At 48.2% G+C, this 26,141-nt stretch carries 22 protein-coding genes and 1 other RNA gene; 13 read left to right on the forward strand and 10 right to left on the reverse strand.

The genetic code is table 11. The features are described from left to right. Positions 1–9 precede the first annotated feature (9 nt). The 5 genes from PPG34_RS09895 to PPG34_RS09915 all read left to right on the forward strand — a co-directional run bounded on the left by PPG34_RS09895 (position 10) and on the right by PPG34_RS09915 (position 5,236). Positions 10–726 carry a phosphoadenylyl-sulfate reductase gene (locus PPG34_RS09895; RefSeq protein WP_313833100.1) on the forward strand — a complete coding sequence of 239 codons (717 nt, stop codon included), beginning with the start codon at positions 10–12 and terminating at the stop codon, positions 724–726. Positions 727–776: 50 nt separating this feature from the next. Then, positions 777–1,859 (forward strand): anthranilate phosphoribosyltransferase, encoded by a 1,083-nt coding sequence (locus PPG34_RS09900; protein ID WP_313833101.1) that lies wholly within the window; start codon positions 777–779, stop codon positions 1,857–1,859. Next, positions 1,856–2,653 carry a sulfate adenylyltransferase subunit CysD gene (gene cysD, locus PPG34_RS09905; protein WP_313833102.1) on the forward strand — a complete coding sequence of 266 codons (798 nt, stop codon included), beginning with the start codon at positions 1,856–1,858 and terminating at the stop codon, positions 2,651–2,653. The genes PPG34_RS09900 and cysD overlap by 4 nt, the downstream gene beginning before the upstream one ends. Next, positions 2,640–4,499, forward strand: coding sequence for a GTP-binding protein (locus PPG34_RS09910; RefSeq protein WP_313833103.1), 1,860 nt, complete (start codon positions 2,640–2,642; stop codon positions 4,497–4,499). Before cysD ends, PPG34_RS09910 begins: the two co-directional genes overlap by 14 nt. 167 nt (positions 4,500–4,666) lie before the next feature. Beyond that, a complete protein-coding gene (locus PPG34_RS09915; protein WP_313833105.1) occupies positions 4,667–5,236 on the forward strand; it encodes a 2OG-Fe(II) oxygenase in 570 nt (189 codons plus the stop codon). 49 nt (positions 5,237–5,285) lie between these two features. Here PPG34_RS09915 and sugE read toward each other — a convergent pair whose 3' ends face one another. Continuing rightward, positions 5,286–5,606 carry a quaternary ammonium compound efflux SMR transporter SugE gene (sugE, locus tag PPG34_RS09920; RefSeq protein WP_313833106.1) on the reverse strand — a complete coding sequence of 107 codons (321 nt, stop codon included), beginning with the start codon at positions 5,604–5,606 and terminating at the stop codon, positions 5,286–5,288. 139 nt (positions 5,607–5,745) lie between these two features. Here sugE and ssrA point away from each other — a divergent pair. Beyond that, positions 5,746–6,098: a transfer-messenger RNA gene (ssrA, locus tag PPG34_RS09925) on the forward strand. 174 nt (positions 6,099–6,272) lie between these two features. Continuing rightward, positions 6,273–7,484, forward strand: coding sequence for a tyrosine-type recombinase/integrase (locus tag PPG34_RS09930; protein ID WP_313833107.1), 1,212 nt, complete (start codon positions 6,273–6,275; stop codon positions 7,482–7,484). A gap of 57 nt (positions 7,485–7,541) precedes the next feature. Here PPG34_RS09930 and PPG34_RS09935 read toward each other — a convergent pair whose 3' ends face one another. The 9 genes from PPG34_RS09935 to PPG34_RS09975 form a co-directional block, all read right to left on the reverse strand. Then, positions 7,542–8,837: a hypothetical protein gene (locus tag PPG34_RS09935; protein ID WP_313833108.1), complete on the reverse strand. Its 1,296-nt coding sequence runs from the start codon at positions 8,835–8,837 to the stop codon at positions 7,542–7,544. A gap of 131 nt (positions 8,838–8,968) precedes the next feature. Then, on the reverse strand, positions 8,969–9,685 hold the full coding sequence (locus PPG34_RS09940) for a M48 family metallopeptidase (protein WP_313833109.1): 717 nt from the start codon (positions 9,683–9,685) through the stop codon (positions 8,969–8,971). Next, positions 9,685–12,816, reverse strand: coding sequence for a type I restriction endonuclease subunit R (locus tag PPG34_RS09945; RefSeq protein ID WP_313833110.1), 3,132 nt, complete (start codon positions 12,814–12,816; stop codon positions 9,685–9,687). The genes PPG34_RS09940 and PPG34_RS09945 overlap by 1 nt, the downstream gene beginning before the upstream one ends. A 570-nt stretch (positions 12,817–13,386) precedes the next feature. After that, complete coding sequence (locus PPG34_RS09950; RefSeq protein WP_313833111.1) at positions 13,387–15,321, reverse strand: DUF262 domain-containing protein; 1,935 nt, start codon at positions 15,319–15,321, stop codon at positions 13,387–13,389. Positions 15,322–15,323: 2 nt separating this feature from the next. After that, entirely contained in the window at positions 15,324–15,455 is a 132-nt protein-coding gene (locus PPG34_RS09955; protein ID WP_313833112.1) for a hypothetical protein, read from the reverse strand. Next, a complete protein-coding gene (locus PPG34_RS09960; RefSeq protein ID WP_313833113.1) occupies positions 15,455–16,336 on the reverse strand; it encodes a hypothetical protein in 882 nt (293 codons plus the stop codon). Before PPG34_RS09960 ends, PPG34_RS09955 begins: the two co-directional genes overlap by 1 nt. After that, on the reverse strand, positions 16,329–16,865 hold the full coding sequence (locus PPG34_RS09965) for a hypothetical protein (RefSeq protein ID WP_313833114.1): 537 nt from the start codon (positions 16,863–16,865) through the stop codon (positions 16,329–16,331). The genes PPG34_RS09960 and PPG34_RS09965 overlap by 8 nt, the downstream gene beginning before the upstream one ends. After that, positions 16,855–18,219, reverse strand: coding sequence for a restriction endonuclease subunit S (locus tag PPG34_RS09970; RefSeq protein WP_313833115.1), 1,365 nt, complete (start codon positions 18,217–18,219; stop codon positions 16,855–16,857). The genes PPG34_RS09965 and PPG34_RS09970 overlap by 11 nt, the downstream gene beginning before the upstream one ends. Then, positions 18,210–20,651, reverse strand: a complete 2,442-nt coding sequence (locus PPG34_RS09975; protein WP_313833116.1) for a type I restriction-modification system subunit M — start codon at positions 20,649–20,651, stop codon at positions 18,210–18,212. The genes PPG34_RS09970 and PPG34_RS09975 overlap by 10 nt, the downstream gene beginning before the upstream one ends. A 390-nt stretch (positions 20,652–21,041) precedes the next feature. On the opposite strand from PPG34_RS09975, the gene PPG34_RS09980 reads away from it, so the two are divergent. From PPG34_RS09980 to PPG34_RS10005, 6 genes are all read left to right on the forward strand, one after another. After that, the gene (locus PPG34_RS09980; RefSeq protein WP_313833117.1) at positions 21,042–21,626 is read left to right on the forward strand and encodes a hypothetical protein; all 585 of its coding nucleotides are present in this window, start codon (positions 21,042–21,044) and stop codon (positions 21,624–21,626) included. Positions 21,627–21,727: 101 nt separating this feature from the next. After that, positions 21,728–21,973, forward strand: a complete 246-nt coding sequence (locus tag PPG34_RS09985; RefSeq protein WP_313833118.1) for a helix-turn-helix transcriptional regulator — start codon at positions 21,728–21,730, stop codon at positions 21,971–21,973. A gap of 107 nt (positions 21,974–22,080) precedes the next feature. Continuing rightward, on the forward strand, positions 22,081–22,971 hold the full coding sequence (locus PPG34_RS09990) for a hypothetical protein (RefSeq protein ID WP_313833120.1): 891 nt from the start codon (positions 22,081–22,083) through the stop codon (positions 22,969–22,971). A gap of 178 nt (positions 22,972–23,149) precedes the next feature. Continuing rightward, on the forward strand, positions 23,150–23,701 hold the full coding sequence (locus PPG34_RS09995; protein WP_313833121.1) for a hypothetical protein: 552 nt from the start codon (positions 23,150–23,152) through the stop codon (positions 23,699–23,701). 402 nt (positions 23,702–24,103) lie between these two features. Further along, entirely contained in the window at positions 24,104–24,742 is a 639-nt protein-coding gene (locus PPG34_RS10000; protein ID WP_313833123.1) for a 3'-5' exonuclease, read from the forward strand. After that, positions 24,714–25,706, forward strand: a complete 993-nt coding sequence (locus PPG34_RS10005) for a nucleotidyltransferase domain-containing protein (RefSeq protein WP_313833124.1) — start codon at positions 24,714–24,716, stop codon at positions 25,704–25,706. The genes PPG34_RS10000 and PPG34_RS10005 overlap by 29 nt, the downstream gene beginning before the upstream one ends. Positions 25,707–26,141: the final 435 nt, after the last annotated feature.

Raw genomic sequence — 26,141 nt, forward strand, 5'->3', positions numbered from 1 at the left:
AAACCAAAAATGAGTCAAATGATACCTACGCAACCCTCACGCGAAGAATTGCGTGAAATCGGCCAGCGGCTGGAAGGCCAAACACCACAGGATGCGCTCGCCTTTGCATTGGATCAATTTTTTCCCAGCATTGTGTTGGCCTGTAGTTTTGGTCCGGAAGATGTGGTCTTGTGGGACATGATGTATCGTATCAATCCCAAAGCCTCATTTTTTTACCTCAACACGGATTTTCTCTTTAAAGAAACTCTCGATGTTCGAGACCGCATGGTTGCCAAATACCACCTGGCTCCGGAACAGGTCATCGAGATGAAACCCGACCTGACACCCGAACAACAAGCAGAGAAATTTGGGGATCTTTTATGGATTCGGCAACCGGATCAGTGCTGCCAACTGAGGAAAGTTGATCCCCTTACTAGGGTATTGAAAAATTATTCTGCGTGGGTAACTGGCATTCGCCGCGACCAAGCTCCAACCCGTGCCAACGCCAAACTCGTTGAATGGGATGCCAAATTTGACCTCGTCAAATTCAATCCACTCGCGGCATGGACCCATCATGAGGTCTGGGCCTATATCAGAGCCAATGAGGTGCCCTACAACACGCTCCACGACCAACAATACCCCAGCATTGGATGCACGCATTGCACCGGACCAGTCAAACCAGGCGAGGATCCACGGTCCGGGCGCTGGCAAAGCTCCGAGAAAACCGAATGCGGGCTCCACAAATAACAAGTAACGAGACACAGACCACGAAACTATTTAGGAACTGACACCATACGATGCAACACCTCATTACAAAAATAGGGAAGGGCCAACGAGGCGTCAGAGACCTGACCTGGGATGAAGGGAAAGAAGCCATTCAACTCATGATGGAAGGGCAAGCCACGGGACATCAGGTGGGAGCGTTTCTCATGGCCATGCGAATCAAGTTGGAAGCTGTCACCGAGTTAGCCGCCTTTACGGCCGCGACTCGCTCTTACATCGCGCCTCTGAGTATGCCAGGCGAAATGAATGTGGTGGATGTTCCTGCCTATGGAGAAAAGCATAACACGATTCACATTTGCCTTGCGGCTGCTGTAATCGCAGCAGCCTCGGGAGCAAAAGTCTGCTTGCATAGCATCGAACATCCAAGCGCAGCCTCAGATCTGTCACGCATCCTCGAGGAATTGAACATACCCAACAATTTACAAGGGCACGATTTGATTTCCACGCTCAAGGATCTGGGATTCGCCTATCTCGACTTGGCACTCTACCATCCGCCACTCGTACACTTTCTGGAGTTGCGCGAAGAACTCGGGGCCCAGAATCTTTTCCATCAAGTCGCACGGCTGTTAAACCCCACGCGCGCGCAGTCACAAGTCATTGGGGTGGCCCACCCGCCGTATTTAGAAAAAATTCCCGAAGTCGTCACCATGCTTGGCGGGCACCGCCTGTTGGTATTCCAAGGGGTGGAAGGGTTTCCTGAACTTTCCATTTCAACCCCCGCATTGATGCGAGAGCTTCGAGACGATCGAATCGTGCCCGTGCATTTGAAACCGCAAGATGTGCGACTGCCCTTAGGATCGTTTCAGCACATGGCGACTCCACAACCATCATCCACAGCTTTGCTCCCTCGCCAGGAAGCTCAGATCATTACCAAAATTATCAATCAAGAAATTACGAGCCCTCTCAGGGATTGGGCCCTTTATAATGCTGCCTTGGTCATCTATGCCGCAGGACTGGCGCCATCTATTGCTGCTGGAGTTTCTCTGGCCCAACACACGTTAGAATCGGGCGCCGCAGTCAAAAAGTTAAAAGCACTGTCCAGCGTTGCCACGTCCCCCGGCGCCACTGCTCGTATCAAAAAGGTCGTTCACGCATGAAACATATTCGCCAACTTGAAGACCAAAGTGTCTATATTCTTCGGGAAGCCTATAAGCATTTTGATAACTTGGGCATGTTGTGGTCCATGGGCAAAGACTCCACAGTCTTGCTATGGCTCGCGCGCAAAGCGTTTTTTGGCCACGTACCATTTCCGCTCCTCCACGTCGATACCAGCTACAAAATCCCAGCCATGATCGAATACCGCGACCGAATCGCACGGGAGTGGAGACTCAACCTGGTGGTAGGACAAAACAAACAGGCCTTGGCTGAGGGAATGAACCACGAGCGTGGCCGAGTAGAATGCTGTACCGCCCTTAAAACCAATGGGCTCAAATTGCTATTGGAAGACAAAGGCTATACCGGGATTATTCTGGGCGTTCGTGCCGATGAGGAAAGCACCAGAGCCAAGGAACGATATTTTTCCCCACGCGACAAAAACAACGAATGGGATTTTCGCGATCAACCGCCTGAGTTATGGGATCAGTTCAAAACCTCGTTTCCCCCAGGCACGCACATTCGCATTCACCCATTGTTGGACTGGACCGAAATTAATATTTGGGAATACATTAAACTCGAAAACATTCCCTTTATGGATTTATATCTCAATAAAGGCGACGGCCTGCGCTATCGGAGCTTAGGCTGCGCTCCCTGTACCAAACCAATTCAATCAAACGCATCGACGGTGGATGAAATCATTGAAGAACTTCGCGGCACCCATGTCGCCGAACGGGCTGGTCGCGCCCAAGACGAAGGTCGAGGAATGGAGTTACTGCGCAAAGATGGCTACATGTAATCCCGAAACACAAAGCGCCCCCGACATTCGGGACCGCATGAATATCGTCATCGTTGGCCACGTGGATCACGGCAAATCCACCTTGCTGGGTCGGTTATATGCGGACACCGGCACCCTGCCTGAAGGCAAGGTGGAAAAAATTCAAGCCATTTGCAAACAACAAGGCAAGGAATTCGAATACGCATTTTTGTTTGACGCCTTTCTTGAGGAACAACAACAAGGCATTACCATTGATACGGCACGAACGTTTTTTCAATGGGCTGGACGCCAGTACATCATCATTGACGCACCAGGCCATAAGGAATTTTTGAAAAATATGGTGTCCGGGGCCGCCCGCGCCGAAGCCGCCCTACTCCTGATTGACGCCCTCGAAGGCGTAAGGGATCAATCCAAACGGCATGGGCTCTTGCTGTCGATGCTGGGAGTAAAACAAGTCACGGTCGTCGTGAATAAAATGGATTTGGTAGGGTATCGGCAGGATACTTTCGATTCCATTGAAAAGGAGTATCGAGATTTTCTTGGTCAGCTCAATGTAACTCCTCAGTTTGTCATTCCAGCCAGCGCAAAACTCGGCGATAACATCGCGACACCTAGTGCCCACATGTCCTGGTTCACCGGGCCCACGGTATTAGATTCCCTTGCAGAGTTCTCCTCGGAAACCGCAAAAACCGAAAAACCGTTACGCTTTCCACTCCAAGACGTCTACAAATTCGACGCCCGCCGAATCTTGGCAGGACGCATCACTTCAGGGCGGCTAAAAGTAGGAGATCGATTAATTTGTTCCCCTTCCAATAAGACCGCCGTAGTGCAATCCATCGAAGCCTTTAATATTGAACCACCGCCGGCCCAAGCCGTCGCTGGCCAATCCATCGGCATTACCCTGGACGAACAAATTTTCGTAGAACGCGGAGAAGTTGTCAGCCACGAAACTTCTCTACCTCTCGTGTCTACCACTTTCAGAGCCAACCTCTTTTGGCTGGGCCGCCGTCCATTGGAAATGAATAAGCAATATCTGGTTCGCCTGGGCACGCAAGAGGTGGAATGCCAAGTATCCTCCATTCATCGAATCGTCGATGCGAACGACCTCTCACTCGCTGACCAGGAACAGAAAACTTCCGTCCAACGAAACGAAGTCGCTGATATATCAATCCGAGCCAAATCTCCCTTGGCATTTGATCTTTACACCCAATTTGAAACGACAGGTCGTTTTGTACTCATTGATAACTACGATGTCGCTGGAGGCGGCATTATCACCGAAATGGTACAAGATCGAGAAGGCACCCTTCGCGTTGAGGCCCAAAAACGGGATTTTGCCTGGGTACAAGGGGATGTGACATTAGCCGACCGCGCCAAGCATTACGGCCATCGTGCGGCCTTGGTGCTTCTTGTTGGTCCAAACGCCACAGGGAAAACCTTTTTGTCTAAAAAATTGGAGTCCCTACTCGTGGCCGAGGGACGGCATGCCTATATGCTTGACCCAGAAAATCTACGCCGAGGACTCGACGCCGACCTCCATAAAGAAGAAGCCTTGGAATTTGTTCGCCGGTATGGCGAAGTCGCTCGTTTATTGGTTGATACGGGGTTGGTGGTCATTTCCACAACGAACTCGTTTCATCTTCCGGCAGATCAGGCCATTGAAGCCATTCGTACTCTCGTGCACCCCACACCAATCCTCACGGCTTACATGAGTAAAGACGCCCAAGAACCTTTAATCGAGGCCGATCTATCCTTTACCGGCCCTGAAGACTTTACGACTTCTGCCCATGAAATTCTTGAGGCGCTCAAACGAAAAGGGATTCTTGCCGAAGCCCTGGGAAACCAACCAGCCTTTCAATTCTCCATTTAGTAAGGAATGGGGCGTTCCAATCTCCTTGTTTTAAAACTTCATATTATTGGGCCTGACAGAAGTTCGTCATTTTTTGCCTTTTTGCGTGATAGGCATCATTGAAAGCCGAAAGTCTCCCATTGTACACTTGGTGATATGTACGCTCCAGATTTGTGAGGTCCCAGACTGTGGATAAGGTTTTGGATTATGTCTTTGTCACGAATGTGATTCCTCAGAACATTTGCAAGCAAGTGCTTAAAGAGATAACGGCAAAAGAATGGGTTCCCCATTCATGGCATAGCTATACATCCAATAATTATGCATCTGAAATTGAAAAAGAATTAGAGGTGCAAAACCCCACACAAATACTGCATGATACTTTGGCTCCTTTTATTTTCCAGTCCCTTCAACAGTACATGCTCAAATTCGTTCCACAGGAAAGTGAAAAAATTAAAGGTTTCATTCGAACCTTTACACCCATCCGATTCAATCGATATCGGGTCGGGACAATGATGAGAGAGCATTATGACCACATTCACTCGATTTTTGATGGAAACCGTAAAGGGATCCCGATCTTATCGATCGTCGGATTTCTGAATGACGATTTTGAAGGCGGAGAGTTCTTATTCTCTCGAAAGGATGAAATTCCTGTGAAGGCCGGTGATATTTTGCTCTTCCCCTCTAATTTTATGTATCCGCATGAGGTAAAGGAGGTGACGCAAGGGGAGCGATACTCCTTCGTATCCTGGGCTTTTTAAATAAATTGAGGGGCCCAACCTATAGATTTAGGGATGGTCACAACCTCCGCTAAGTAGCCGCGGTGAGTTTCAATCCCGCAATCCCAGCCACAATCAGGGCGATACACGACAGTCGAATCAACCCTCCGGGTTCTCCAAAATAAAAGATGCCGAAGAGTGCCGTTCCTGCGGCTCCAATTCCCGTCCAAACCGCATACGCCGTTCCCATTGGAATCGTTCGCAAGGCGAATGAAATACACACCATGCTGATGCCCATAGCCACCACTGTGCCGATGCTTGGCCACAAGCGGGTAAATCCATCCGTATATTTGAGACTCACGGCCCAAATAATTTCAAACACACCTGCCACGAGCAAATACATCCATGCCATCCGTCCACTCCTCATCAAAATTCTAAGTAATGATTCTTTTATGCAATACCTGCTTGGGGTTAAGCCTGCTAACTGGCCAAACTGAAACCAGTGAGCTATAGTAATTAAGTAGTGAATGATTTGCCAATGAATTCATCAAGGGGGTGACTGGCTTCGACGGGGAACAGGAGGTCAACGGTGCGTGTCGAGCTCTCGGAGTCTCGTTAAACCTTCGGGAAAACAATAATTGCCAACGAACCATTGGCTCTCGCAGCTTAATTGACTGCGACGTCTCTCCATTCTTTGTCTGTGGGCATGGAAGAGGCGACACCTTAGCAGGCTGGTCCAATGCTGGTGCTCCAGCGGCTGCGGACGAGAAAACTCTGGGCTAGCGAACGTTCTAAGCCGGTCGGTGGGCGTGGACGGTCGCGAAATTTAAATCATCGACTACGCACGTAGGACCATTGCGCTGAATGTCTTCGGACGCGGGTTCAAATCCCGCCACCTCCACCAATTCATTGTCCTAAGACGTCCAATAACGGACAATGAACAGTAAAAAAGCCGCTCCTGTAGCGGCTTTTTTATTTTCTGGCATCCAATGAAGTTTGAACAAGTTTATTGACATCTGGGGGCAACTGGGGGCAACATTGGGGGCAACAGCGCCTACCATGAAAGGAGTTGCCCCCAATGCCACTAACAGACACCGCAATTCGCAACACCAAGCCAGCCCCAAAACCCAAGAAATTATTTGATAGTGGTGGGTTGTATCTGGAAGTTGCCCCCAGCGGGGGCAAGTGGTGGCGGCTGAAATACCGATTTGGCGGCAAGGAAAAACGCCTTTCCCTTGGTGTGTATCCTGATGTGTCACTGAAGGAGGCACGCGAGCGTCGCGACGAGGCGCGAAAACTGCTGGCCAATGAAATCGACCCCAGTGAAAATCGCAAGGCGAAAAAGGCCACAACAGCGGAACGGGGAATAAATAGCTTCGAGGTCGTGGCGCGGGAATGGTTCGCCAAATACTCAGCCCACTGGTCTACCAATCATGCCAACCGGATCATCAGCCGTTTAGAGCGGGACATTTTCCCATGGATTGGGGGGAAACCCATTGCCGACCTCACACCGCCACAACTACTTGAAACCATCCGCCGGATCGAAGAACGCGGAGCCTTGGAATCCGCACATCGTGCCATGAGCAACTGCGGGCAAGTTTACCGTTATGCTGTCGCCACCGGAAGAGCGGGGCGGGATATATCGAGCGATCTACGCGGTGCCCTTCCACCAGTGAATGGTAAACATTTTGCGTCCGTAACAGAACCCGAAAAAGTTCCGGAGCTACTCAGAACTTTAGATGGATACGAAGGTACGCTTACCGTGCGCTGTGCTTTACGCCTTGCCCCATTGGTCTTCGTGCGCCCAGGTGAGTTGCGACATGCTCAATGGGCAGACATCGACTTGGATAAAGCGGAATGGTCCTACACGGTTACAAAGACCAAGACGCGACACATTGTCCCCCTATCGAAACAGGCAGTAGCTATATTATGGGAACTACACCCGCTAACTGGACATGGGCGTTATGTTTTCCCCGGTGCGCGAAGCTTCGCACGACCAATGAGCGATAACGCTGTTCTTTCCGCTATGCGAAGTTTGGGGATCAGCAAGGAAGAAATGAGCGGCCACGGATTTCGGGCAATGGCACGGACAATTCTGGATGAAGTGTTGGGGATACGACCCGATTATATTGAACATCAGTTGGCTCATGCGGTCCGTGACCCAAACGGACGGGCCTACAACCGTACAGCCCATCTCCCTGAGAGAAGGAAAATGATGCAAGGTTGGGCAGACTACCTCGATAAAATTAAAGCTGGGGCAGAAGTCATACAAATCAACCGAAGTGCCTGATCTGAGCCCAAGCATTCATGACACACCCAAATGAGAAAGTGGATTATTTGTCTTTTCTTATCCTTGGCTGAGCCGCTTCAGCCAATTTAATAACCAACCACTTTCCCAAACATCCCGCGCCAATTTTTTCATGTCAGTATCCGTGTATGGGCGTCTGGTACCGTGTTCGGCACTATTACGATGCTTCCGTAAAAATTTAAGATGTTCAAGGTCATCAAAGGAAAGGATTTTATCCTGACCTCCAATGCTATTCAGGGCATTCCGAATAAGAGAATCGACATCAGGTGCCCTGCTCCCTATTTCTAACATTCTAAATTTGATGAGTAAGGATGCTGGAGAGGTCCCATTTTCATAGTTCAAAATATCATTTTTTAGAAGACCAATGGGCTCAAACAGCCTCATTAACAATTCGCTGTTTATGGCTTTAAAAATGGTCCAAGGGATTACAAAAGGGTGTTTATTTGCAAGGGTGGATTTTATGAAGGCTGATGCAAGTATAATTTGTTTCTTTGTTTCATCATGTAATTCGTTCCAGGTTGCTCCATAGGTTTCCCGCAATTCAAATTCTGCCCCTTTTAAATCGATTTGTTCTCTTCTTTCTTTAAGTAGTTGCTTAAACTTTTTGTCTAATTCCCTAATCTCTCTTTCTCTGGCGGCAATCGTGTCCCATTGGAGAAGGAAAAGTGTATCAATTGTCGTATGTTTTTCCTTTTCTTTTTTTACCAATTTTTCATACACATCTCGGACTTGAAGGTAGTCCTCCAACACCATACGGCAGGCCCGGTATTCCATTTCCAACAGCTGTGCGTAGAATTTAGCCCGTTCAAAATCTTTTAGACCATAAAAATATAAATGGAGAATTGTAAGGCCGTTGCCCGAAAGCACATCTTCATAGTCTGCTTCCCCTTCATATCCACGCACTGCCAGGACCAAAGCTTCAAAAACGGCGAGGGCACGGCGGATCATATTTTCTTCGCCGTCAAGAGCAGGGTCATTCCGATGGAGAAAATACCACCAAGCAATACTCTCCAATATAGGATAATCGTCAAGAATAATGTGGGACTCTTCGGCTTCCTCTATAAAAAAATCTTCCCAGGCAGATCGTATTTGCTCATTGGAAATTGGTCTGGAAGTAAAATGAAGTGCCTTGATAAGCCAGGGGCTGTCTTCCAAAAAATCTGAAGTTCCGACTAATCCAAATCGGTTAATTATTCCCTCGATAACGTCTTCTTGACTAACGCCGGCAGGGTCTACTTCCAGCCGTCGCCTAAGATGGTCCAATGATTTCCGAATTTTGGATATCTCCTCCTCGTTTTCTCCTTCAATGATTTTTAATATATCATCCAAACTCACGGAACTTCCTCAGCTAGATTGGGATAGGTAAACACGAACAATACATTGGATATTCTGTGAATTGATCTTTTCTTGCCATTTAGAGGCACTCCCGAAAAGTTACACTAATCTTCGGTCAGGCCCCTAGTTTGTCAGTACACCCAATGCTCATGCCGAACTGGCAGGCGATTGAGCTCATCCCGATAGAATTGCCATTTCGGCATGAATTGGTCCATCAGTGCGACAAAGCGGGCATTGTGAGTGGGCTCTAGCAGGTGAACCAGTTCATGAACAACAATATATTCGAGGCATTCCGCTGGCTTTTTGGCTAATTCCGTATTACACCGAATGGTCCTTGCTTTATGGTTGCAGCTTCCCCACTTCGTCTTCATTCTTTGTGCAAAGACCCGCTCCACCTTCACACCGATAAGCGGTTCCCATTTTTCGATCAATGGCTGCACTGCTTGCTTAAGCTGGGCACGATACCAATCCTCTACCAAAGCCTGCCTCTTGTGCTCATCAGTACCCGGACGAACGTGCAAAAGCATCTGTTGGTGTTTCAATTCAACGGAGGATAATTGGGCATCCTCAAAGACTGTGAGGAGATAGCGCTTTCCCCAAACATAATGGCTTTCGCGGTTGAGATACTCACGTGGAGTTTCACGGGCCTGTTCGCACAGCTTTTGTTGCTGGTTTTTGATCCAGTCGAGTTTGGTGATGGCAAACACACGGATGTTATCGATATCCATTCGGAGCGGCGCAGAAATCCGCACTTTTCCCGTTGGAGGGTGGACACTCAAATGAATGTTCTTGATGTCCTTCTTCACCACATCCACGTCAATGTCACCAAGCTTGATCTGCGTGACCATCAATATTCCTTTTGCTGCTTGATGATGAGGAAAATACGTTCGACCTCAGCCTCGTTCTGCAAGATTCCATACAAGGCAGCCTTGATGACGCGTTCTCGGGCCTGTACCCCGCGCCAGCCGTCGGGACGAGTGCGCTTGACGGTTTCATCAATCTTGACCGCGAGTTTCAGCACATCATCATTTGTCGCGTTCCCATAGGAAGCCATAGACTCAGCGCCCACACTTGCGCCCCCGTCAATGGTCTCCGGCTTGAGATTGTTATAGAGAGCCCGGCGTCCCGGCGTATTTAACTCGTCGGGCATATCCTCTGCCTGCCCGGCCTCTACTCTGTTCGCCAGTTCGGCAATACGTCTCAAGTATTCTTCATAGGCGATGGCTTTCGATCTGCGCGCTGCAATAATCTCGTTCAGCAATGCGGACATCTTGTCATAATACGCCGGATCGTTCAGATGCTCCTTGATGATTTTTCGGCGGACGTTGTTCTCAATGGTCTCGGCAACGGCATTCTTGTTGCCTTTCAACCCACCCAACTGCGTGGCGATGGCATTGGCAATGCCAGTCTTCACGATTAGCTCCAGCAAACCCATGTTGTCGAAGGGAGAAATCTTTCTTGGCTCGTCCGCCTCGATGTAGGTGTCGATGAGGTGTCGCATGTCGGCCTCGTAGGCTTTGAGGTCGAGGGTCTCCCCACTGGCTTTGCGGATGATGTCACGAAGGTCCAGGTAGCGCTTGAGCTGCTCTTTAATCCGCGTAATGTCGGCTCCGCTATATCCGGCGGCATCCAATTCATCGGCAATGTTCGCGTAGGCGCGCACAAGCGCCACAGTCGCCTTGTAAAGCGCGGCGCGTTGCGGCTCCCGTTGCTTTAAATCGGTAGCGATTTCCGTGTTGCCGCAAAAATAACGGATGTGCTCGAACTCGCCCTTGGGTGGCTCCACTGGTTCGCACAGGAGGGGAAGAGCCTCCAGCGCATTGTCGAGCCGTTCCTTCCCCTTCTTGAGGCGGTCCTGCAACAGCACCTCAGGATCAACACCTCCCGCGCTGTGATCCAGCTCAGAAGTATAGACGGCGATGGCATTCTCGACCTTCTTAAACAGGTCCTTATAATCCACGATGTAACCGAAATCCTTGTCCTCACCGTCGAGCCGGTTTACACGACAGATGGCCTGAAACAAGCCGTGGTCTTGCATGGACTTGTCGATATAGAGATAGGTGCAAGGAGGAGCGTCGAAACCAGTGAGCAGCTTATCCACCACGACGAGCAATTTCATATTCGACGGTTCCTTGGTGAACAGATTCTTCGCCCATTCCTCGTAAGTCTCCGTCTTAGTCATTCCTGGTTTGGCTTCAACATCTTTCAGCAGCGCGGTGTAGGTGTTGAAAATGAACTGCTTGTCGGTCTCGGTGTTCGCGCCGGTCTCCTCAAGCGTCACGTCCCTCGTCTGGGGGTTGTAGGAGGTCACCACTGCGCACTTGCCCTTGAAGGGCGTCTTCTGGAACAGGCTGAAATACTTGCACGCCTCGTAAATGCTCGACGCTACCAGAATGGCATTACCGCGTTCGCTGGAAAGGCGAGGCTTCACGCTAAAGTCAAACACGATGTCGCTTATCACCCGATCCATCCGTGACTTGGAGCTGAGCAAATTCTGCATCGTCCCCCATTGTGTTTTTAGCTCAGCCTTCTGCCAGTCGTTGAGTCCCTTGGTCTTGGCCTCAAACCAGGCGTCGATCTTATCCACTGAGCCAACGCGTTGGTCGATGTCCCGCGCCTCATAGACGAGATCCAGCACAACCCCGTCTTCGACACCTTCGCTAAACTTATAGGTATGGATGTAGCCGCCAAAGACTTCAAGACTCGTCTGTTTGTCCTCCTTCAGCAAAGGGGTGCCGGTGAAACCAATGAAGATGGCATTGGGCATGAGGGCTTTCATGGTTTTATGCAATCTGCCGCTCTGCGTACGATGGCACTCGTCTACAAAAACAAACACCTCACCAACGGTATGTGATGGCTGAGATTTTAGGTCTTCGATGAAATGCTTGAACTCCTCATCCGTTTTCTTGCCCTTCTTGCCAAACTTATGCACCAGGGAGCAGAGCAATCGCGGCGTAGCCTGACCGAGCTGATGCATCAGGTCACGACCGCTGCAAGTACGCTTGATCGCCTCGCCCGATTGTTCAAATACCCGTTCGATCTGTTTATCCAACTCGTCGCGGTCGGTGAGGATAGCCACGCGAGCATTGGGATTATTTTCAAGGATCCATTTGGCCAGCAACACCATCACAATACTTTTGCCGCTGCCCTGCGTATGCCAGATGATGCCGCCCTTTCTTTGGTGCGCATGCTGCTGCGCGGCCTTGACCCCGAAATACTGGTGCGCGCGCGGGAGCTTCTTGACACCGCCGTCAAAGAGCACAAAGTCGTGCATCAGCTCGATCAGTCGTTCTTTGGCGCACATCTTGAGCAGATACTTGTCTAGCTTGAAACGGTTGTTGTCCTCTTCGTCTTCCTTCCACGCGAGGAAATACTTTTCCGGGGTTCCGATGGTGCCGTATTGCAGGCCCTCGGAATCGTTGCCCGCGAAGATGAACTGTATGGTGCTGAAAAACCATTCATTGAACTCAGGGCGTTGGTTGGACAAGCTCTGGCGAATGCCGTCACCAATCGACACGCGACTGTTTTTCAACTCCAATAGGCCGACAGCTATTCCGTTGATATACAGTACAATGTCAGGCCGCCGCTCATGGTTGCCTTTGAGCGTCACTTCCTCGGCGATGGCAAAGTCGTTTTTCTTCGGCTCTTTCCAGTTGATGAGCTGAACGGTCTCCGTAACCTTGCCCGCCTCAATCTTCACTGGCACGCCGTAGCGCATCAGATTGTAAACGGCTTGATTGTTCCCGTAGAGTCTCCGGTTGTGGTTATCCGCTTCGGTGCGTAAATCATAGATGGCCTTGCTGATCTGTGCAGGGGTATAGCCGCTTTTGGTCAGGTAGTCGGTGAGCAAACCTTCTTCGATGTTGCTATTCCCATCGCGGTCGGTCCAATCGTCGAGGTAGCGATAGTGAAGTTCATCACGAAACAAGGCAATGACCCTGTTCTGCGTGGTGCGCTCGGGTTGGCCGATGTCGCTCATGTCCTCACCTGTTGATTTCGTCCTCAAGCCTTTTCAGGATTGTCATGATGTGACCAATCTCGGGCACCTCGCCAAAAATCATGTTCGCCACGGACCGATAATCAGCTTGCACCGCATGCGCCAGTTGAACTTGCGCGCCAGCGCCTTTGCCACCTGGTCTATATCCGGGCTTAGTTTTTGCTTCAGTACCTCACTATATAGTGGGGATAGCCATACACCCCCCGAGTGACCCGGCGAATTTTTCCAGCCCGTGCTAGGCTGGAAAGCGCTTGATGGATGTTGACAGTGCCAAAATCAGCCACAAAATCAACTTTGGTGAACGCCCACCCCCTCCCGCGCCCATATATTCTTGAAAGTATTTTATTTTCAATAGGTTGCATGATTTTTACAAAACAATTTTTTCAGGAAAATAGGTGCGTTTTACTGAAAATAACATGGCGTACGATTTGAGGCCATGCAGAATCATATGGACAAAGCTGTCGCTTATACAATAAACATCAATGGAGAATGGAAAATTCCTAGCCTGCCTTAAGTCCATGATTGTGGCGCGTTCCGGTTGGCCAAGGGTGGTCATTGGGTAACTCTCGGCGAAATTACCACGCTCTCCTCTGCTTCAACTTCGTCATCACCTCTTTCCCACTCCGCCAATTCTCCTGAGGGCTGATCCTTGGTCATGGCCAATATTTGTTTAAGCTCCTTTCGCAATACTTCTTTTCGTTTCTTGAAAAAATCCATGAAATTCTTGAACTCTAAATCGACGTTGTCAGGAAAATAATTTTCTCTAGCAGATGATATCCGCTTAGATTCACTCATTTGGTCAACCCACATCTTCAATGGAATCGCTTTCTTCCTTTCGTTTTGTCTACCTTCCAACAATTGGAGGTTTGGAACGCAATCTCGCCTTTCATACCAGTCGTTCCATTGATTATCTGGTATCCTCATCTCTTGGAAATTCTTCTCATTGAAACCAGCAGCGGGATGAATATGGTCTTGATGGAAGGCTACTTCGTTGAAGCGCAAATGAGGATAGAGGAGCGAAAGCAAAAAAAACGAGGTTGGGCCTTTCTTATTTTGTAGAAATCTTTCGAGATCTGACTCCGTCACCGCTAGCGTTTTTTGTTGCGGGAGTTCAATTTTCAGAACATCCTCGAACGAAAAACCATCATAACGGCCTCGGTACTCCTTCTCCCTTGCTTCCAGCTTAATTTCCTGACGGAATGCATTCCGCAAAACAGAGATTAGCTGATCCTGAGCGCTGCCATAGATTCCATTGAGCAGTGCATGAATCAAATACTTCCGAATGGCCTCCTTCGACTCTTTACTCTGATTTCCACCCTTGTAAAGATAGTAGGCGATAACAATAGTGGCATTTTGTGAGGTAAGCGTACTATTGCTGAAACCAAATTCGACGAGCATATCCGCGGTTTTCGTAATCGCCTCGGCGATTTTTGGCCATTCATCCCGGATTTTCTGTACGTTTTCGTATCTGAACGAGTTGACTTTATAGACCACCGGCCCGTCGCTCAGTACCAAGCAACAGCGCATCAGATACTCATTGCCGAAGCTAAATCCGTCCCCTTTTTGGTTAATAGTTTTAAGCAGGTTTTCGATTTGCTCGCGTCCATCGTCCCATGTCGCAACGATGGTGGAAAATAGCAAGTCTGTTTTGCTCAGGACGGTGCCCCCACTATTTACTCGGACAAAGATTTTTAGGATGTCCTCTAAATCATCCTTGGCTACCTCAAAATAATTGACAAGTCGATCTATATGGATTCGGTTGTACAGGGTTTGCAGCCCTTTTTTGATTAGGCGTTTCTGCCGGGCAAATGCTTCTTTTTGGATGGCAGTCGGGCAATCCTCCATAAAGCCTTCAATAATCTTGTCGAACTCGGGATCTTCCTCCCATGAGAGGACCTGTCCCACTTTCATCCAATACATCGCCTCATCGCGGCCTTCGGTTCCATCCTCCCTTGTCACCCTACGAGCCACATTGGTCACGGCTCCATCCTGAGTTAAAAAACAAAATTCAAAGTTACGATCCTCTCGCAACACGATTCTGTTTTCTGCATCAATGTTATAGGGTAGAGAAAGAAGATTGAGAAAGAGGCACATTTTTTCATAGGCGTTAGGATTGGAGCTCCGCTTGTATGGAGCTTTTTCTGTGTGCGTCCCCATAAGTCCGATATATATGGAACTCAAGCGTTGCTGACCATCCAAGACACCGATAATCTCCGGGTGTGAGAAGGCGCCAGTCTTTCGGCGATTATAGGGTGACCTTTCGTCGTATTCCGCAAGAAACTCATAAAAGACATAACTCTCCGCTTTTTTGCGGTGGAGTCGCCAAAATAGAAATGTTCCAAAGGGATAATTCCGCATCAAAGAATCAAACAGTTGTTCAATTTGTTGCTTGCCCCATACAAATTTCCTCTGGAGTGCCGGAAGATAGATCTTTCGCTGATCGATTTCATCGATTATTTCTTTGATGATTTTGCTCTTGTAGCTCATACCTACCGAATCTTTCTGGAAAGAGGTGCTTGCATCATCCCCTGTTTAAGCTGGCGAGCTTCGGAGAGCTTAGTTTCCAGCGCGGCGATGGTCCAGTGTTGCGTGGTGCGCTCGGGTTGGCCAACGTCGCTCATTAGTCAGCTTCCCGTTTTGAGTTGGTTTCGTAGAGTGTTTCCGTAATGGGGCCACGGTAGAGCTCTTCATTCAGGAACTGAAGCAGGCGCTTGGCGGCTGTTTTATCTGCGGGAAATATGATCTTGTTGCCCTTGAGCTGGACATCGACTTCGTAACCTTGTGAAAGAGACTTAATCTTTTTCGCAGAATACTTATCCAGAATCTTGGAATCTTTGAGCATGGCAAAACGTTTGCGAAACCACTGATTGGCATCCGCGACCACCGCATCTGGATTGTCTGGTGCTAAACGATGGTGCTCCAGGACCTCTCGAATCTCATGTTCAGACGCCTCTTGGTAAAAGTCAGCAAGTGGGAGAAAGGTGTTGGCAATACGAAAGTTATGAAACAATAATTTATGTTGACTGGAAAGATACAAGGCACTTAATTTCCCACCAAGGGTAAGTCCCGGCCGTTCCGCACTTTCGTAGGTGTTGTTTTGCAGAAACAGAAAGCGACCGGGCTTGATCACATGCGAGCGGCTGAAGTTCTGGAATAGCATCAGTTCTTCACCATTGTCATTTCGCGCGAATGCTACTATGCCCTTGATGGACTCGATAAGGTCTTCATGTTTACTAATTGAATCAAGGTTAGGCGCAGCCTGGCTGTTCTCGCCGCTGAGCCAGTCTGGAAGTTCGTAGGCCTCTAAACGGAATCGCTCATGTTGCTCTGGATTATATCCAGCATCGAAATCAATTTCGTGAATATTGTTCGTGAAGGATTCGTATTGCGCCTGCCAGTTTTTCGCGAGTGTTTTCTGTAAAGCCTGGTGAAGGGGTATTTGGTAAAGCCCCATCTGCCCGCCTGTTTTTACGATCGCCGCAAGTTGAAAATTTTCAAGCATCCGCGCCTCCCGTGTGCAGATAGATGTTGTGGGCAAGCCGGACGGTCTCCACCTCTTTTCCGGTTCGACGAAGTTCTGCCTTGCTGATGAGTAGCTGGGAGACGCCATCACTGTTCTTTATCCCATAGAAGTGATAGCCCAAAAGCCCCATAACCGGGTTGAAATGAAACGCGCCGGCGTGCGCGATCACCAGGAAGATGATTAAAAGGATATAGGCGCCGGTCATCCATTGACCTTCAAACGCCATATCCTTGGAGGATATAAAAGGGAGCAGGTATGCCAGTAGGAAGGCGAGCACTTCCTTGTTGTTGCTTTCAAATTGCTCTATCTGGAATTGGTGCTTTTGCGCATTGTTTGCCGCGTATCGAAGCAACAACCAACAAATGAGTACCAGTAGTAGTGCCACTGCTAGCCAGGGGAACCAGTTTGTCCACGGTCTCCCAAGACCAAACTGATTAACGGCAACCGCACCCAGAACCGGCGAAAGCGATGTGGCCACGAGCAAAAACTTCGCAAATTTATTCAGCATTTTTTTTACTCACTTCCTGATCCCTTTGGACCAGGCGAATCCTTCCGGTGAGGAGTTTCTGCATCATGCCCTGCTTGAGCTGGCGAGCTTTGGCGAGTTTCGCTTCCAGCGCAGCGATTTCCGCGTCCATGTCGGTAAGTATGGTGGCGATGGCGGTTTGTTCAGATTTGGTGGGGGGAAGGGGTAGCTTGATGGAACGAATTTGGCCAAAATTGAGCCCTTCACGATTTCCGCCTGCTTGGAAACTGTCAATTTGCTGCTGTCCTAAACTTGAAAGTAAAAAATAGTTGATGAAGCTTGATGCAATTTCACCGGAGTCCGTTCTAATAATGCAGACGTGCTGATTCACATTGCCGCCAGCCAAACGAGCATCAGCGATTGCACTACGACCAATTGAGGCTCCCGTGATATTTAAGAGGACGTCATCTTGTCTTAACTCTGTCGCAGAAAAATTATTGTGCGTATCGTCGTCTATATAAGCTAGTCCACTGAGATGAAGCGTTCCCCAACCGATATTTTGGCTCCGGACAAATGGCCTCCCGTATTCCTTATATCTGCTACTTCCTCCTTTGGGTGTGATGCCGCTACCAACCTTAATGGCGAGATCCCCAATTGTCGTAGGATGCCAATCCTCTGGAATCACTCCCACCTCGGTTTGTTTGTAGCCGGGTTTTACTTCAAATCCCGGCAGGCGCTTTTTGCCGGGGAGGAGTTCCTGCATGGCGCCTTGTTTGAGATGGCGTTTTTTGGCGAGGAGTTGCTCCAGGAATTCGATGAGGGCATCCGCATCGCTCAACGCCTCGGCGATGGCTTCTTGTTCGGGAAGGGGGGGGACGACGACCTTTAGCTTTTTCAGGTCCGTCTTATTGATTTTAGGGTGCCCGCTGCCGGCGATCAGTTCACCAAATCTGGCCTGTCCGAAATCTGACGTAAGGTAGAAGAAAAGGTAGTCAGGTTGAATCTTTCGTTCATTTGGCCTTAAGACAATCATATTGGGGGCGACTGTTGCCGGCCCAAGTCCCGCCGGCATTTGGAACGCTTCGCCAACGTTCGCGCCAATGTTGGCAACCAATATCTCGTTTCCAAAAAGGTTGGATTTTGAAAGAAACCTGTAGCTGAACTCATCAACGTATTTTTGCGCGCTGTGGCCCAGGCCCAATCTGAGGTCGAAGAGACGAACATAGAGGGCGTAATTTGGAGTGTCATAGACTCGAATGTTGTTTCGCAATGCCTCAAAGCTTCCGGCTGCTACAAAGTCGGTCATCTCGTCTAACTCGCTAGCAAGGAAGCGAAATGACCAATCGTCGGGGATCACCCCAACCTCGGTCCGCTTGTAGCCTGGCTTCACTTCCATGCAAACCCCATCTTCTCCAGGTGGCCGTTCACTTTCTCCTCAAGCTCAACGACGGTGCAGACTTGCTGTGGTATTGGGTTTTCATAACGCTCGGCCAACTCCTTCACGCGTTGAGTGAGTGCCTGGCTGATGCGATCCATCTCGCCGTGGATGTCTTTTTCCAGCGTAGCCAGCCATTTATCATCCACGGCCAGTGTCTTGATTTCATCCTCGGTGAGCTTGGGATACTGCGCGTAGGCCTTGGCGTCTAGCGAAGCTTCGGCGTCTTTGAGTTGTTTCTTCAGATCGGCCTGCTGGTTATTGTATTCCAGCCATTTGCTGAGAACAGAGGCTTCGTCTTCTGCTTCTTTATCCTCTTCGATTTCCTTGAGGCGTTTGGTCACCGTAGCTTTGGTGACCTTTCCTTCTTTGCCTTCTTCTGCGTCGGTTCTGGCTTCCGAAAACGCCCCATCCTCGCCACCGTGTTCCTCTTCCAGTTCGGTGATTTGAGCGATCGTATTTTCCAATTCGACCGTGAGTTGGTCGATGGCTTTCTGTTCTTTGGGGAAGTACCGTGCGACGATGAGTGGCTTTGGGATGAGATCGCAGGCCCAACCCTTGTCCACCTGCTTGCCGGGTTTGCCATCCTTCCCTTTCTTGGTCTCGATGATGCGGGAGGTCTCGGCCTTCCAGCCCTCGGCGGCGATGAGGTAGCAGTCGTCCTGCATGGTATCAGACCAATAGTCCATGAGATGTTGATACACATCGTAATGGTTCATGAGCGGCTTGCCCCTGTAATGCGCGAGTAAGTCCTCGGAGAGTCCAAAGATGATTTCCTTGGGATGGCATCCGGCCTGCAAAGCTTTTAGCCTTTTGGCGCTCTTCTTCCGCCAGGCAGCGAAGTGGCGGTTCATGTCGGTGATGAAGGTGGCGAACTCCGGGTGCTCATAGATGGTGGGCTTGATAGTTGACTTGTCCACGGTGAGATCGAGATAGCCGGGACGGTTGGCCTTGAAAAGCACTTGTTGAAGATTGGGGCAGACTTCCCAGTAACGCTGAAGGGCTTCGACATCGGCGACGGGAATACCGCCTTTCAAGTGGCCCTCAATGTCTTGAAGATCCTCGGGCATCTGACTGTCGATGTAGCGCGGAAGATTGAGGTTGAACTCATTTTTTTCGATCTCTTCCACACTGACCATGCGGGCGTATTTTTGTACCTCTTGCCGCTTGTTGAAGACGTCCACGATCTTGTGGATGTCCTGCGAGCGAAGGCGGTTTTTGGGGCCGTCCTTCATGAAGCCCTCGCTGGCGTCGATCATAAAAATGCCCTTGCGCGTGTGGGCCTCTTGTTTGTCCACGACGACGATGCAGGCGGGGATGCCTGTGCCGAAGAACAGGTTGGCTGGCAAACCGATAATACCTTGGATGTACCCCTTGCGAACCAGATTGCGTCGGATGTCCGCCTCGGCATGGCCACGAAACAGGACGCCATGCGGCAGGATGCACGCGCCCTTGCCTTGGCTCTTGAGTGAGCGGACGATGTGCAGCAGATACGCGTAGTCGCCCTGCTTGCCAGGGGGTGTGCCGAATGGCTGGAAGCGATTGTACGGATCATTGAGCGGGTCGATGCCGTTGCTCCAGCGTTTGTCGGAAAAGGGCGGATTGGCGATGACGTAGTCAAAGGTCTTAAGAGTGTCGCCCTCCTTAAACTGGGGAGCGGACAGCGTGTTGCCCTGCACAATGAGCGCCGTGGGGTTATTGTGCAGGATCATGTTCATCCGCGCCAGGCCACTGGTGGCAGCATCCTTTTCCTGTCCGTACAGCGTGACAGCCGTGCCTGCTTCGTCACCCACCTTCAGGAGCAGTGAGCCGGAGCCACAGGCAGGGTCATAGACGGTGGTGGCGCTAGTCGTCTTGGCCTCATGGATGCCGATGATCTGCGCGATGACTCGGCTGACTTCCGCCGGGGTGTAAAACTGCCCTTTGCTCTTGCCACTCTGCGTAGCGAAGTGGCGCATGAGGTATTCATAGGCATCGCCCAGAATGTCGTCGCCCTCGGCGCGGTTCTTCGAGAAATCGAGCGCCTTGTTCTCAAAGATGGCGATGAGATTGGTGAGTTTCTTGACCATCTCATCGCCGCTGCCCAGCTTGTTGGGGTCATTGAAGTCCGGCATGTCCGACAGTTTGTTGGCGTTGGCCAGCGGAGCGATGATTTTCTTGTTGATCTGATCACCGATGTCGGGCTTGCCTTTGAGCGCAACCATGTCCTTGAAAGATGCGCCATTGGGGATGGTAATCGGGGCATAGGGGATGCCAGCGTATTTGTCGCTGACGTATTTAATGAAGAGCAGGACGAGGACATAATCCTTATACTGGCTGGCATCCATCCCACCACGCAGCTCATCACAGCTTTGCCAGAGGGAGGAATAAAGTTCAGATTTCTTGAGTGCCATCGTTTAAATACTGATTCAAAATTTTATCGATTTATTATTTATGTCTGCCACTTTCATTTCTTGGGTTCCCAAGCCTGTCACAATGATTTGTCCTTCAGTCCTCTTAGCCAACATGGGATCAGCTTTTTTGATTTAAGTACCAATATTGCATTCCCTCATAATTTCAACATTGATCGTCCAATAATGTAGTGTAAAGTCCGCTATAATCCAAGCTATTATTGGATCAGAGCCATGACCGACCAATACTACTCCAGCTAGAGAGCAATGATGATACCTTGGAAAATTCCGGACTACTTTCTGCCAAACGCACCTCTCCCATTAGCTAAACTTTATTTTATGTCTAGGGGAAGGAAAAGAGTCATCCTTGGACGACTTTTGAGTGATCCAAGAATGAAACGTTCCTGGACCCTAATCGGGAAACGCTGTCCCGATGACCATGAAGTTAGGCAGGTCTGGTATGAGATCTTTGCAGCATTGAAACAATCTGAAATCCCATTCTTGTCCAAAACCGAAATGCGCGATCAATTTCTTCGCATCGGAAGAAACTCTAAAAAACTCGCCGACATGATTGGAGATGGCCCGCTTGATTTGATGGCATTTGAATTCTTTCCCAACGACGATGCAGAGATCGCCTTTGATAAAAGCAACTGGTCTGATCTAAATCTAATACTCAAAATGAGTGCAGCACATAAAAGTTTATGTTGGTGGCCATCAATGAGGGGGTTGCTTCATGAGGTTGCTCGGCAAGCTGAAATCCTTGCAAAAAAAGCATTCACAGAGAAACGAATTGTTGATCGAGATACCGCTGATCGGCAAGCCAACTACTTTTTCAGGAAGCTTGCTAAATACTTCCATAAACATCTTGGTGGATCAATGGAAGCTACTCTCGCCAACATTGGCTCTGTTGTTTTCGATAAACAGATTGACAAAAAGATGGTAAGGCAAGCCCTCCGCCATGAAAAAAGGGATGCGTAAGGTTAATATTTGTTCTCCCTCCTATGCGTCCTCCCATTTTTTAGGACGTATCTCGTAATGTTTGGTTTATTACAACCAATAACATCTCACGAGGTACGACTATGGCGAAGGCTATCCAGCAACTCCCCGAAACCGGGTATCTCCGGCTTCCACAAATTGTCGGCGACAAGCATGCAGATCCGCCAATTCCTCCAATCATTCCTGTAAGCAAGTCAACGTGGTGGGAAGGCGTCCGAGTCGGGCGCTACCCGGCACCCGTCCGATCTCTCGGACGCCGCATTACTGCCTGGCGAGTCGAGGACATCCGAGAATTGATTCACTCGGTGGCAAATGAAGCATCACCGTGAAATCTGACGGACCCCTGGATGTGGCGCTCGACGTTTTAAACGATTTCTAAAGTGGGATGTGAGCGAGCTCGCGCAAGGAACTGGCGGGATCACATGAGGAAAATGCTATGAGAAATAAAAAACCTCAGCGTCAAAGCTTCCGAAATATGAAGAGCAGAACGCAAGTCCTAAGCGAGCAAGACGTACCATGGGCTCATCTCGCGGAATTTTTCGAGCGACCAATTAGTTTTCACAGGATCTTGGTCCATGTTACGGGGTCAATCACTGCTGCTCTTTTTCTGAGTCAGGCCATGTATTGGACGAAAAATCGTGTATCACAAGAACGCGGTGGATGGTTTTATAAAAAAGGTGTGGAGTGGGAAGAAGAAACAGGACTGAGCCGAAGGGAGCAAGAAAGCGCGCGCCGTCGTTTGACACAACTCGGAATCCTTGAGGCTCGACGGCTCGACATTCCGGCAAAGCTTTGGTTCCAAGTAGATCTGCAGAGGCTAGGTAAACTACTCCACGAAAAGTGTCAATCAAGATTGGCGAAGTCAGCCAATCTTGATTCTACAGAAAAGCCAAAGCAGATGGGCGAAAAACGCGAATCTAATACAAAGACTACTTCACAGACTACGACAGAAATTACAGACAACATAAAGAAACCACTCCCTAACGGGAGTGGAAAAGAAAAAAACGGCGGCAAGCCGCCTGCCCCTCCTATGCTCTCACAAAACGATGTCATTTCAATGTGGAATGCGATTCCAGATGTCCGACACGTTCGCTTAAAACATGTCACGGGACGAGACAAACTTTCAAAAAAAATAACGGCTAGCCTAAAGGAATTTCCTGATGAGGAGTGGTGGCAAGAATTATTCAAACTCGTCCGTGAATCCAATTTTCTCTGTGGCCGAGTAGATGGAGTGGATGGGCGATTACCGTTTATGGCTTCCTTGATGTGGATATTGGATAAGGAAAATCTCGCAAAGGTTCTTCACGGAACGTACGAAGACGAATGACATGAGGCGTTGTAAAAACTACGCATTCGATAGAAACCCTAACAAAAGGAGCAGTACCATGCCCCCAAGTCAACTCAAAACTAGCCAGGATGTCGGCGATGTTCCCAATTCAAAAATTCACACAGGTGTACCTCATGGACACGACGAAATTTCTGATACCTCATGGAGGTTCTAAGGAATGAAACCCAAATGTGGAGCTAAATCCAAATCAACTCAACAACCTTGTAAAAATCTGGCTGGGTTCCGAACTGATCATTTTGGGGTTGGACGTTGCTTTATGCATGGAGGAAAAACACCCATCAAATCAGGCATATATTCAACCGTCGTCCAGAATCAATGGCATAACATCTATCAAGATATGTTAGATCAAAAAGAGACCCTGGCCTCCATCAATGATGAAATTGCCTTCTTGAGGGTTTGCGCAATGCAAACCGCATCAGGGGCCGAGGCTTTACTCGATTCGGACCAACGGAAAAAAGCCTGTGAGTTAGGACTTGAACTAGGAATATTGGATAGCTATACGGACCGAATCCGTGTTTTAACGGAAATTCTTGAAAGAATTACCCGGGCGGTCAAACGCAAGGTCGAAATTGAACAAGGCATCGCCATTCGACTCACGCCTGCACAACTCACCCAATTTATCGAGGCATTTAAAACCGTTGTGACTCGGCACGTGACCAACATGAAAGTTGTCACCGCAATCGGTCGCGACTTATCCACGCTTTTTTGATGTAGGCAGTGTTGGATAAAGAGTTACAGAAAGTTCCTTAAGCTGTTCCCTTGAGCTCGTTAACCCCCTTTTTTCACAACCGATCACCACCAAATTATGTAAAATATTTTTCCATGCCAATAGGTAACTAACGGAAAAGGTTAATGATTGGGTTAAGCCAATTGGCGGGATTAAAAAGATTTGAATTCCCAATTTAAGAAATGAGAGAATGCATAAACTCTTTTTTTTATTGAAATTAAAATCCTAATCATTTTTTTTGTAGTCTCAGATTTTGTTTTTTCCTAAACCAGATTTTAATTGTTGCTAAGAAAATTTTTGCAACAGACAATTCTTTTGCTGATCAAATCCTAAAACATAAATAGAATTTGTTTGTTCGCCCTAAATTTTTTCAGGAATTGAAAAATGAAAAACGAACTTTCCAATGACAAAAAAAGTTTAATTGATGTTTATTTTTCCGCTGATGTTGAGACTGATGGTCCTATTCCTGGTCCCTATTCAATGCTTTCTTTTGCGCTAGTATTTGCAGGCCAATTTGATGGACAGGAATTTCATCGCCCCAAGAATCTGACTGAAACATTTTATTGCGAATTGAAACCTATATCTGATCATTACGAAAGTGAAGCTTTGCGTGTAAACAAGCTAGACCGTGAAATGTTAATGCGAAAAGGAGAAGATCCCATCAAAGCCATGACCTCAGCTAGTCGATGGGTTAAAAAAATTGCTAATGGCAATAGACCAATTCTTGTGGCCTACCCCCTAAGTTTCGACTGGACATGGTTATATTGGTACTTTGTACAGTTTTCATCTGAGGGCTCCCCTTTTAATCATTCAGGTTGTTTTGATCTGAAGACTGCGTATGCTGTTAAGGCAGGAGTTCCAATTGCTGCTGCTGGAAGGTCCAATCTCGAAAATTGGCTCCGGTCACAACTTACCCACTCTCACAATGCGCTTAATGATGCGAAAGAACAGGCTGAGATTTTTGCAAATTTGATCGAGTGGGAGGGTAGAGCAGTTGAATTTTCTAAGAACCCGGCGCGATAAAGCCCTAGCACGTCTCAAAAAACTCCAGATACATTTAAAAGAGGCTCATAAACTTTCCAAGGGAAAAGTATGTGTCTACGTGACAGGTTCCTTTGGCCGAGGCGAGGCGAGTAATTACAGTGACCTTGACCTTTTTATTGTGGGCAAAGAAGAAAAAAATTTTCGTGTTCTTTCCAACCTGGACGAGATTTTAGTCAAGGCAGAGCTAATTAAAGCTACACGAAAACTAAATTTCCCGGAGTTTTCGGGAGATGGCGAATACCTTAAACATTATACTGTGGGAGATCTCGTTGCATCCCTAGGAAAACCTGATGACGATGCTACCAATACCTTCACAGCTCGCCTCCTATTGTTACTTGAAAGTCGTCCCCTTTTAGAAGAACAAATTCATAAACAAGCAATCAACTCAGTTATCAATGCCTACTGGCGAGATTTTAGAGGCCATGAAAGTGAATTTGTGCCTGCTTTCCTGGTTAATGATATTATTCGACTTTGGCGTACATTTTGTGTGAATTACGAAGCCCGTACCCAAACAAGTTCTGACGAAAAAAGAGCAAAGAGAAAACTAAAAAATTATAAGCTAAAACATTCGAGGTTAATTACATGTTATTCAGCTATCTTTTACCTAATGGCTACGATGGGGAAAAAGGATACGGTTACACAATACGATGCAAAAAAAATGGTATACCTATCCCCTATTGAGCGGTTGGAATGGCTCTTAGGAGAAAAAGGATTTACGGACTTTTCAAGTAAGATCAATGAAATATTATCTTTGTATCAGAATTTTTTAACTAAAACAGACCAGGACGAAAAAACCCTTGTTAAATTATTTTTAAACGATAAAAAAAGTAGAGAATATCTAAGAGAAGCCAACAAGCTTGGTGATCATGTATTTGAATTACTTCGTGCAATAGGGGAACGTCAAAAGCCCTTTAATAAAATATTCAGGATACTTAATGTATAACTAACGAAGCTTTTTCTAAATCTAAGGATTCTATGCGGACATTCGCTTTTAATTTGTTCGCATGCATGCCCTTTTCATATGATGGTATATATAGGGTTCAGCTTCCGGTTTTACTCCCGGGTCCATTTCCCGCTCTAAATCTACCTCGATCGCACTCAATCACACAATAAAACCGAAAAATAGAATATTTTCTGTATTCATGAGGAAATCAAAACTCTCGATCCTACTGAGTCACACTTAACCACTGTGACGTCGCTTAAGATTTTTGATTAGTGAGCCCAGGTTTACTCCGTAAGTGCAAGGAAGACTCAATAAGTGAGTTACCGAAGTCATAACCCTAGATTTGGAACGGCCCGATGTCTGGTGTTTATAGAATAGAGGTCTTCTAAAGAATTTGAGCTATCCAGGAATACTGGATAAAGGAGTATCCTTAGC

Source organism: Candidatus Nitronereus thalassa (assembly GCF_032191465.1).
Lineage (GTDB): Bacteria > Nitrospirota > Nitrospiria > Nitrospirales > UBA8639 > Nitronereus > Nitronereus thalassa.

What these genes read in the sequence shown, in the direction of transcription:
- PPG34_RS09895 (WP_313833100.1), top strand. Translation starts at nt 10, where the DNA reads ATGAGTCAAATGATACCTACGCAACCCTCACGCGAAGAATTGCGTGAA.
- PPG34_RS09960 (WP_313833113.1), bottom strand. Translation starts at nt 16,336, where the DNA reads ATGCTTGAAAATTTTCAACTTGCGGCGATCGTAAAAACAGGCGGGCAG.
- PPG34_RS09930 (WP_313833107.1), top strand. Translation starts at nt 6,273, where the DNA reads ATGCCACTAACAGACACCGCAATTCGCAACACCAAGCCAGCCCCAAAA.
- PPG34_RS09995 (WP_313833121.1), top strand. Translation starts at nt 23,150, where the DNA reads ATGAAACCCAAATGTGGAGCTAAATCCAAATCAACTCAACAACCTTGT.
- PPG34_RS09990 (WP_313833120.1), top strand. Translation starts at nt 22,081, where the DNA reads ATGAGAAATAAAAAACCTCAGCGTCAAAGCTTCCGAAATATGAAGAGC.
- PPG34_RS09910 (WP_313833103.1), top strand. Translation starts at nt 2,640, where the DNA reads ATGGCTACATGTAATCCCGAAACACAAAGCGCCCCCGACATTCGGGAC.
- PPG34_RS09955 (WP_313833112.1), bottom strand. Translation starts at nt 15,455, where the DNA reads ATGAGCGACGTTGGCCAACCCGAGCGCACCACGCAACACTGGACCATC.
- PPG34_RS09985 (WP_313833118.1), top strand. Translation starts at nt 21,728, where the DNA reads ATGGCGAAGGCTATCCAGCAACTCCCCGAAACCGGGTATCTCCGGCTT.
- PPG34_RS09970 (WP_313833115.1), bottom strand. Translation starts at nt 18,219, where the DNA reads ATGGAAGTGAAGCCAGGCTACAAGCGGACCGAGGTTGGGGTGATCCCC.
- PPG34_RS10000 (WP_313833123.1), top strand. Translation starts at nt 24,104, where the DNA reads ATGAAAAACGAACTTTCCAATGACAAAAAAAGTTTAATTGATGTTTAT.
- sugE (WP_313833106.1), bottom strand. Translation starts at nt 5,606, where the DNA reads ATGGCATGGATGTATTTGCTCGTGGCAGGTGTGTTTGAAATTATTTGG.
- PPG34_RS09950 (WP_313833111.1), bottom strand. Translation starts at nt 15,321, where the DNA reads ATGAGCTACAAGAGCAAAATCATCAAAGAAATAATCGATGAAATCGAT.
- PPG34_RS09900 (WP_313833101.1), top strand. Translation starts at nt 777, where the DNA reads ATGCAACACCTCATTACAAAAATAGGGAAGGGCCAACGAGGCGTCAGA.
- PPG34_RS09965 (WP_313833114.1), bottom strand. Translation starts at nt 16,865, where the DNA reads ATGCTGAATAAATTTGCGAAGTTTTTGCTCGTGGCCACATCGCTTTCG.
- PPG34_RS09975 (WP_313833116.1), bottom strand. Translation starts at nt 20,651, where the DNA reads ATGGCACTCAAGAAATCTGAACTTTATTCCTCCCTCTGGCAAAGCTGT.
- PPG34_RS09945 (WP_313833110.1), bottom strand. Translation starts at nt 12,816, where the DNA reads ATGAGCGACATCGGCCAACCCGAGCGCACCACGCAGAACAGGGTCATT.
- cysD (WP_313833102.1), top strand. Translation starts at nt 1,856, where the DNA reads ATGAAACATATTCGCCAACTTGAAGACCAAAGTGTCTATATTCTTCGG.
- PPG34_RS09980 (WP_313833117.1), top strand. Translation starts at nt 21,042, where the DNA reads ATGAAACGTTCCTGGACCCTAATCGGGAAACGCTGTCCCGATGACCAT.
- PPG34_RS09940 (WP_313833109.1), bottom strand. Translation starts at nt 9,685, where the DNA reads ATGGTCACGCAGATCAAGCTTGGTGACATTGACGTGGATGTGGTGAAG.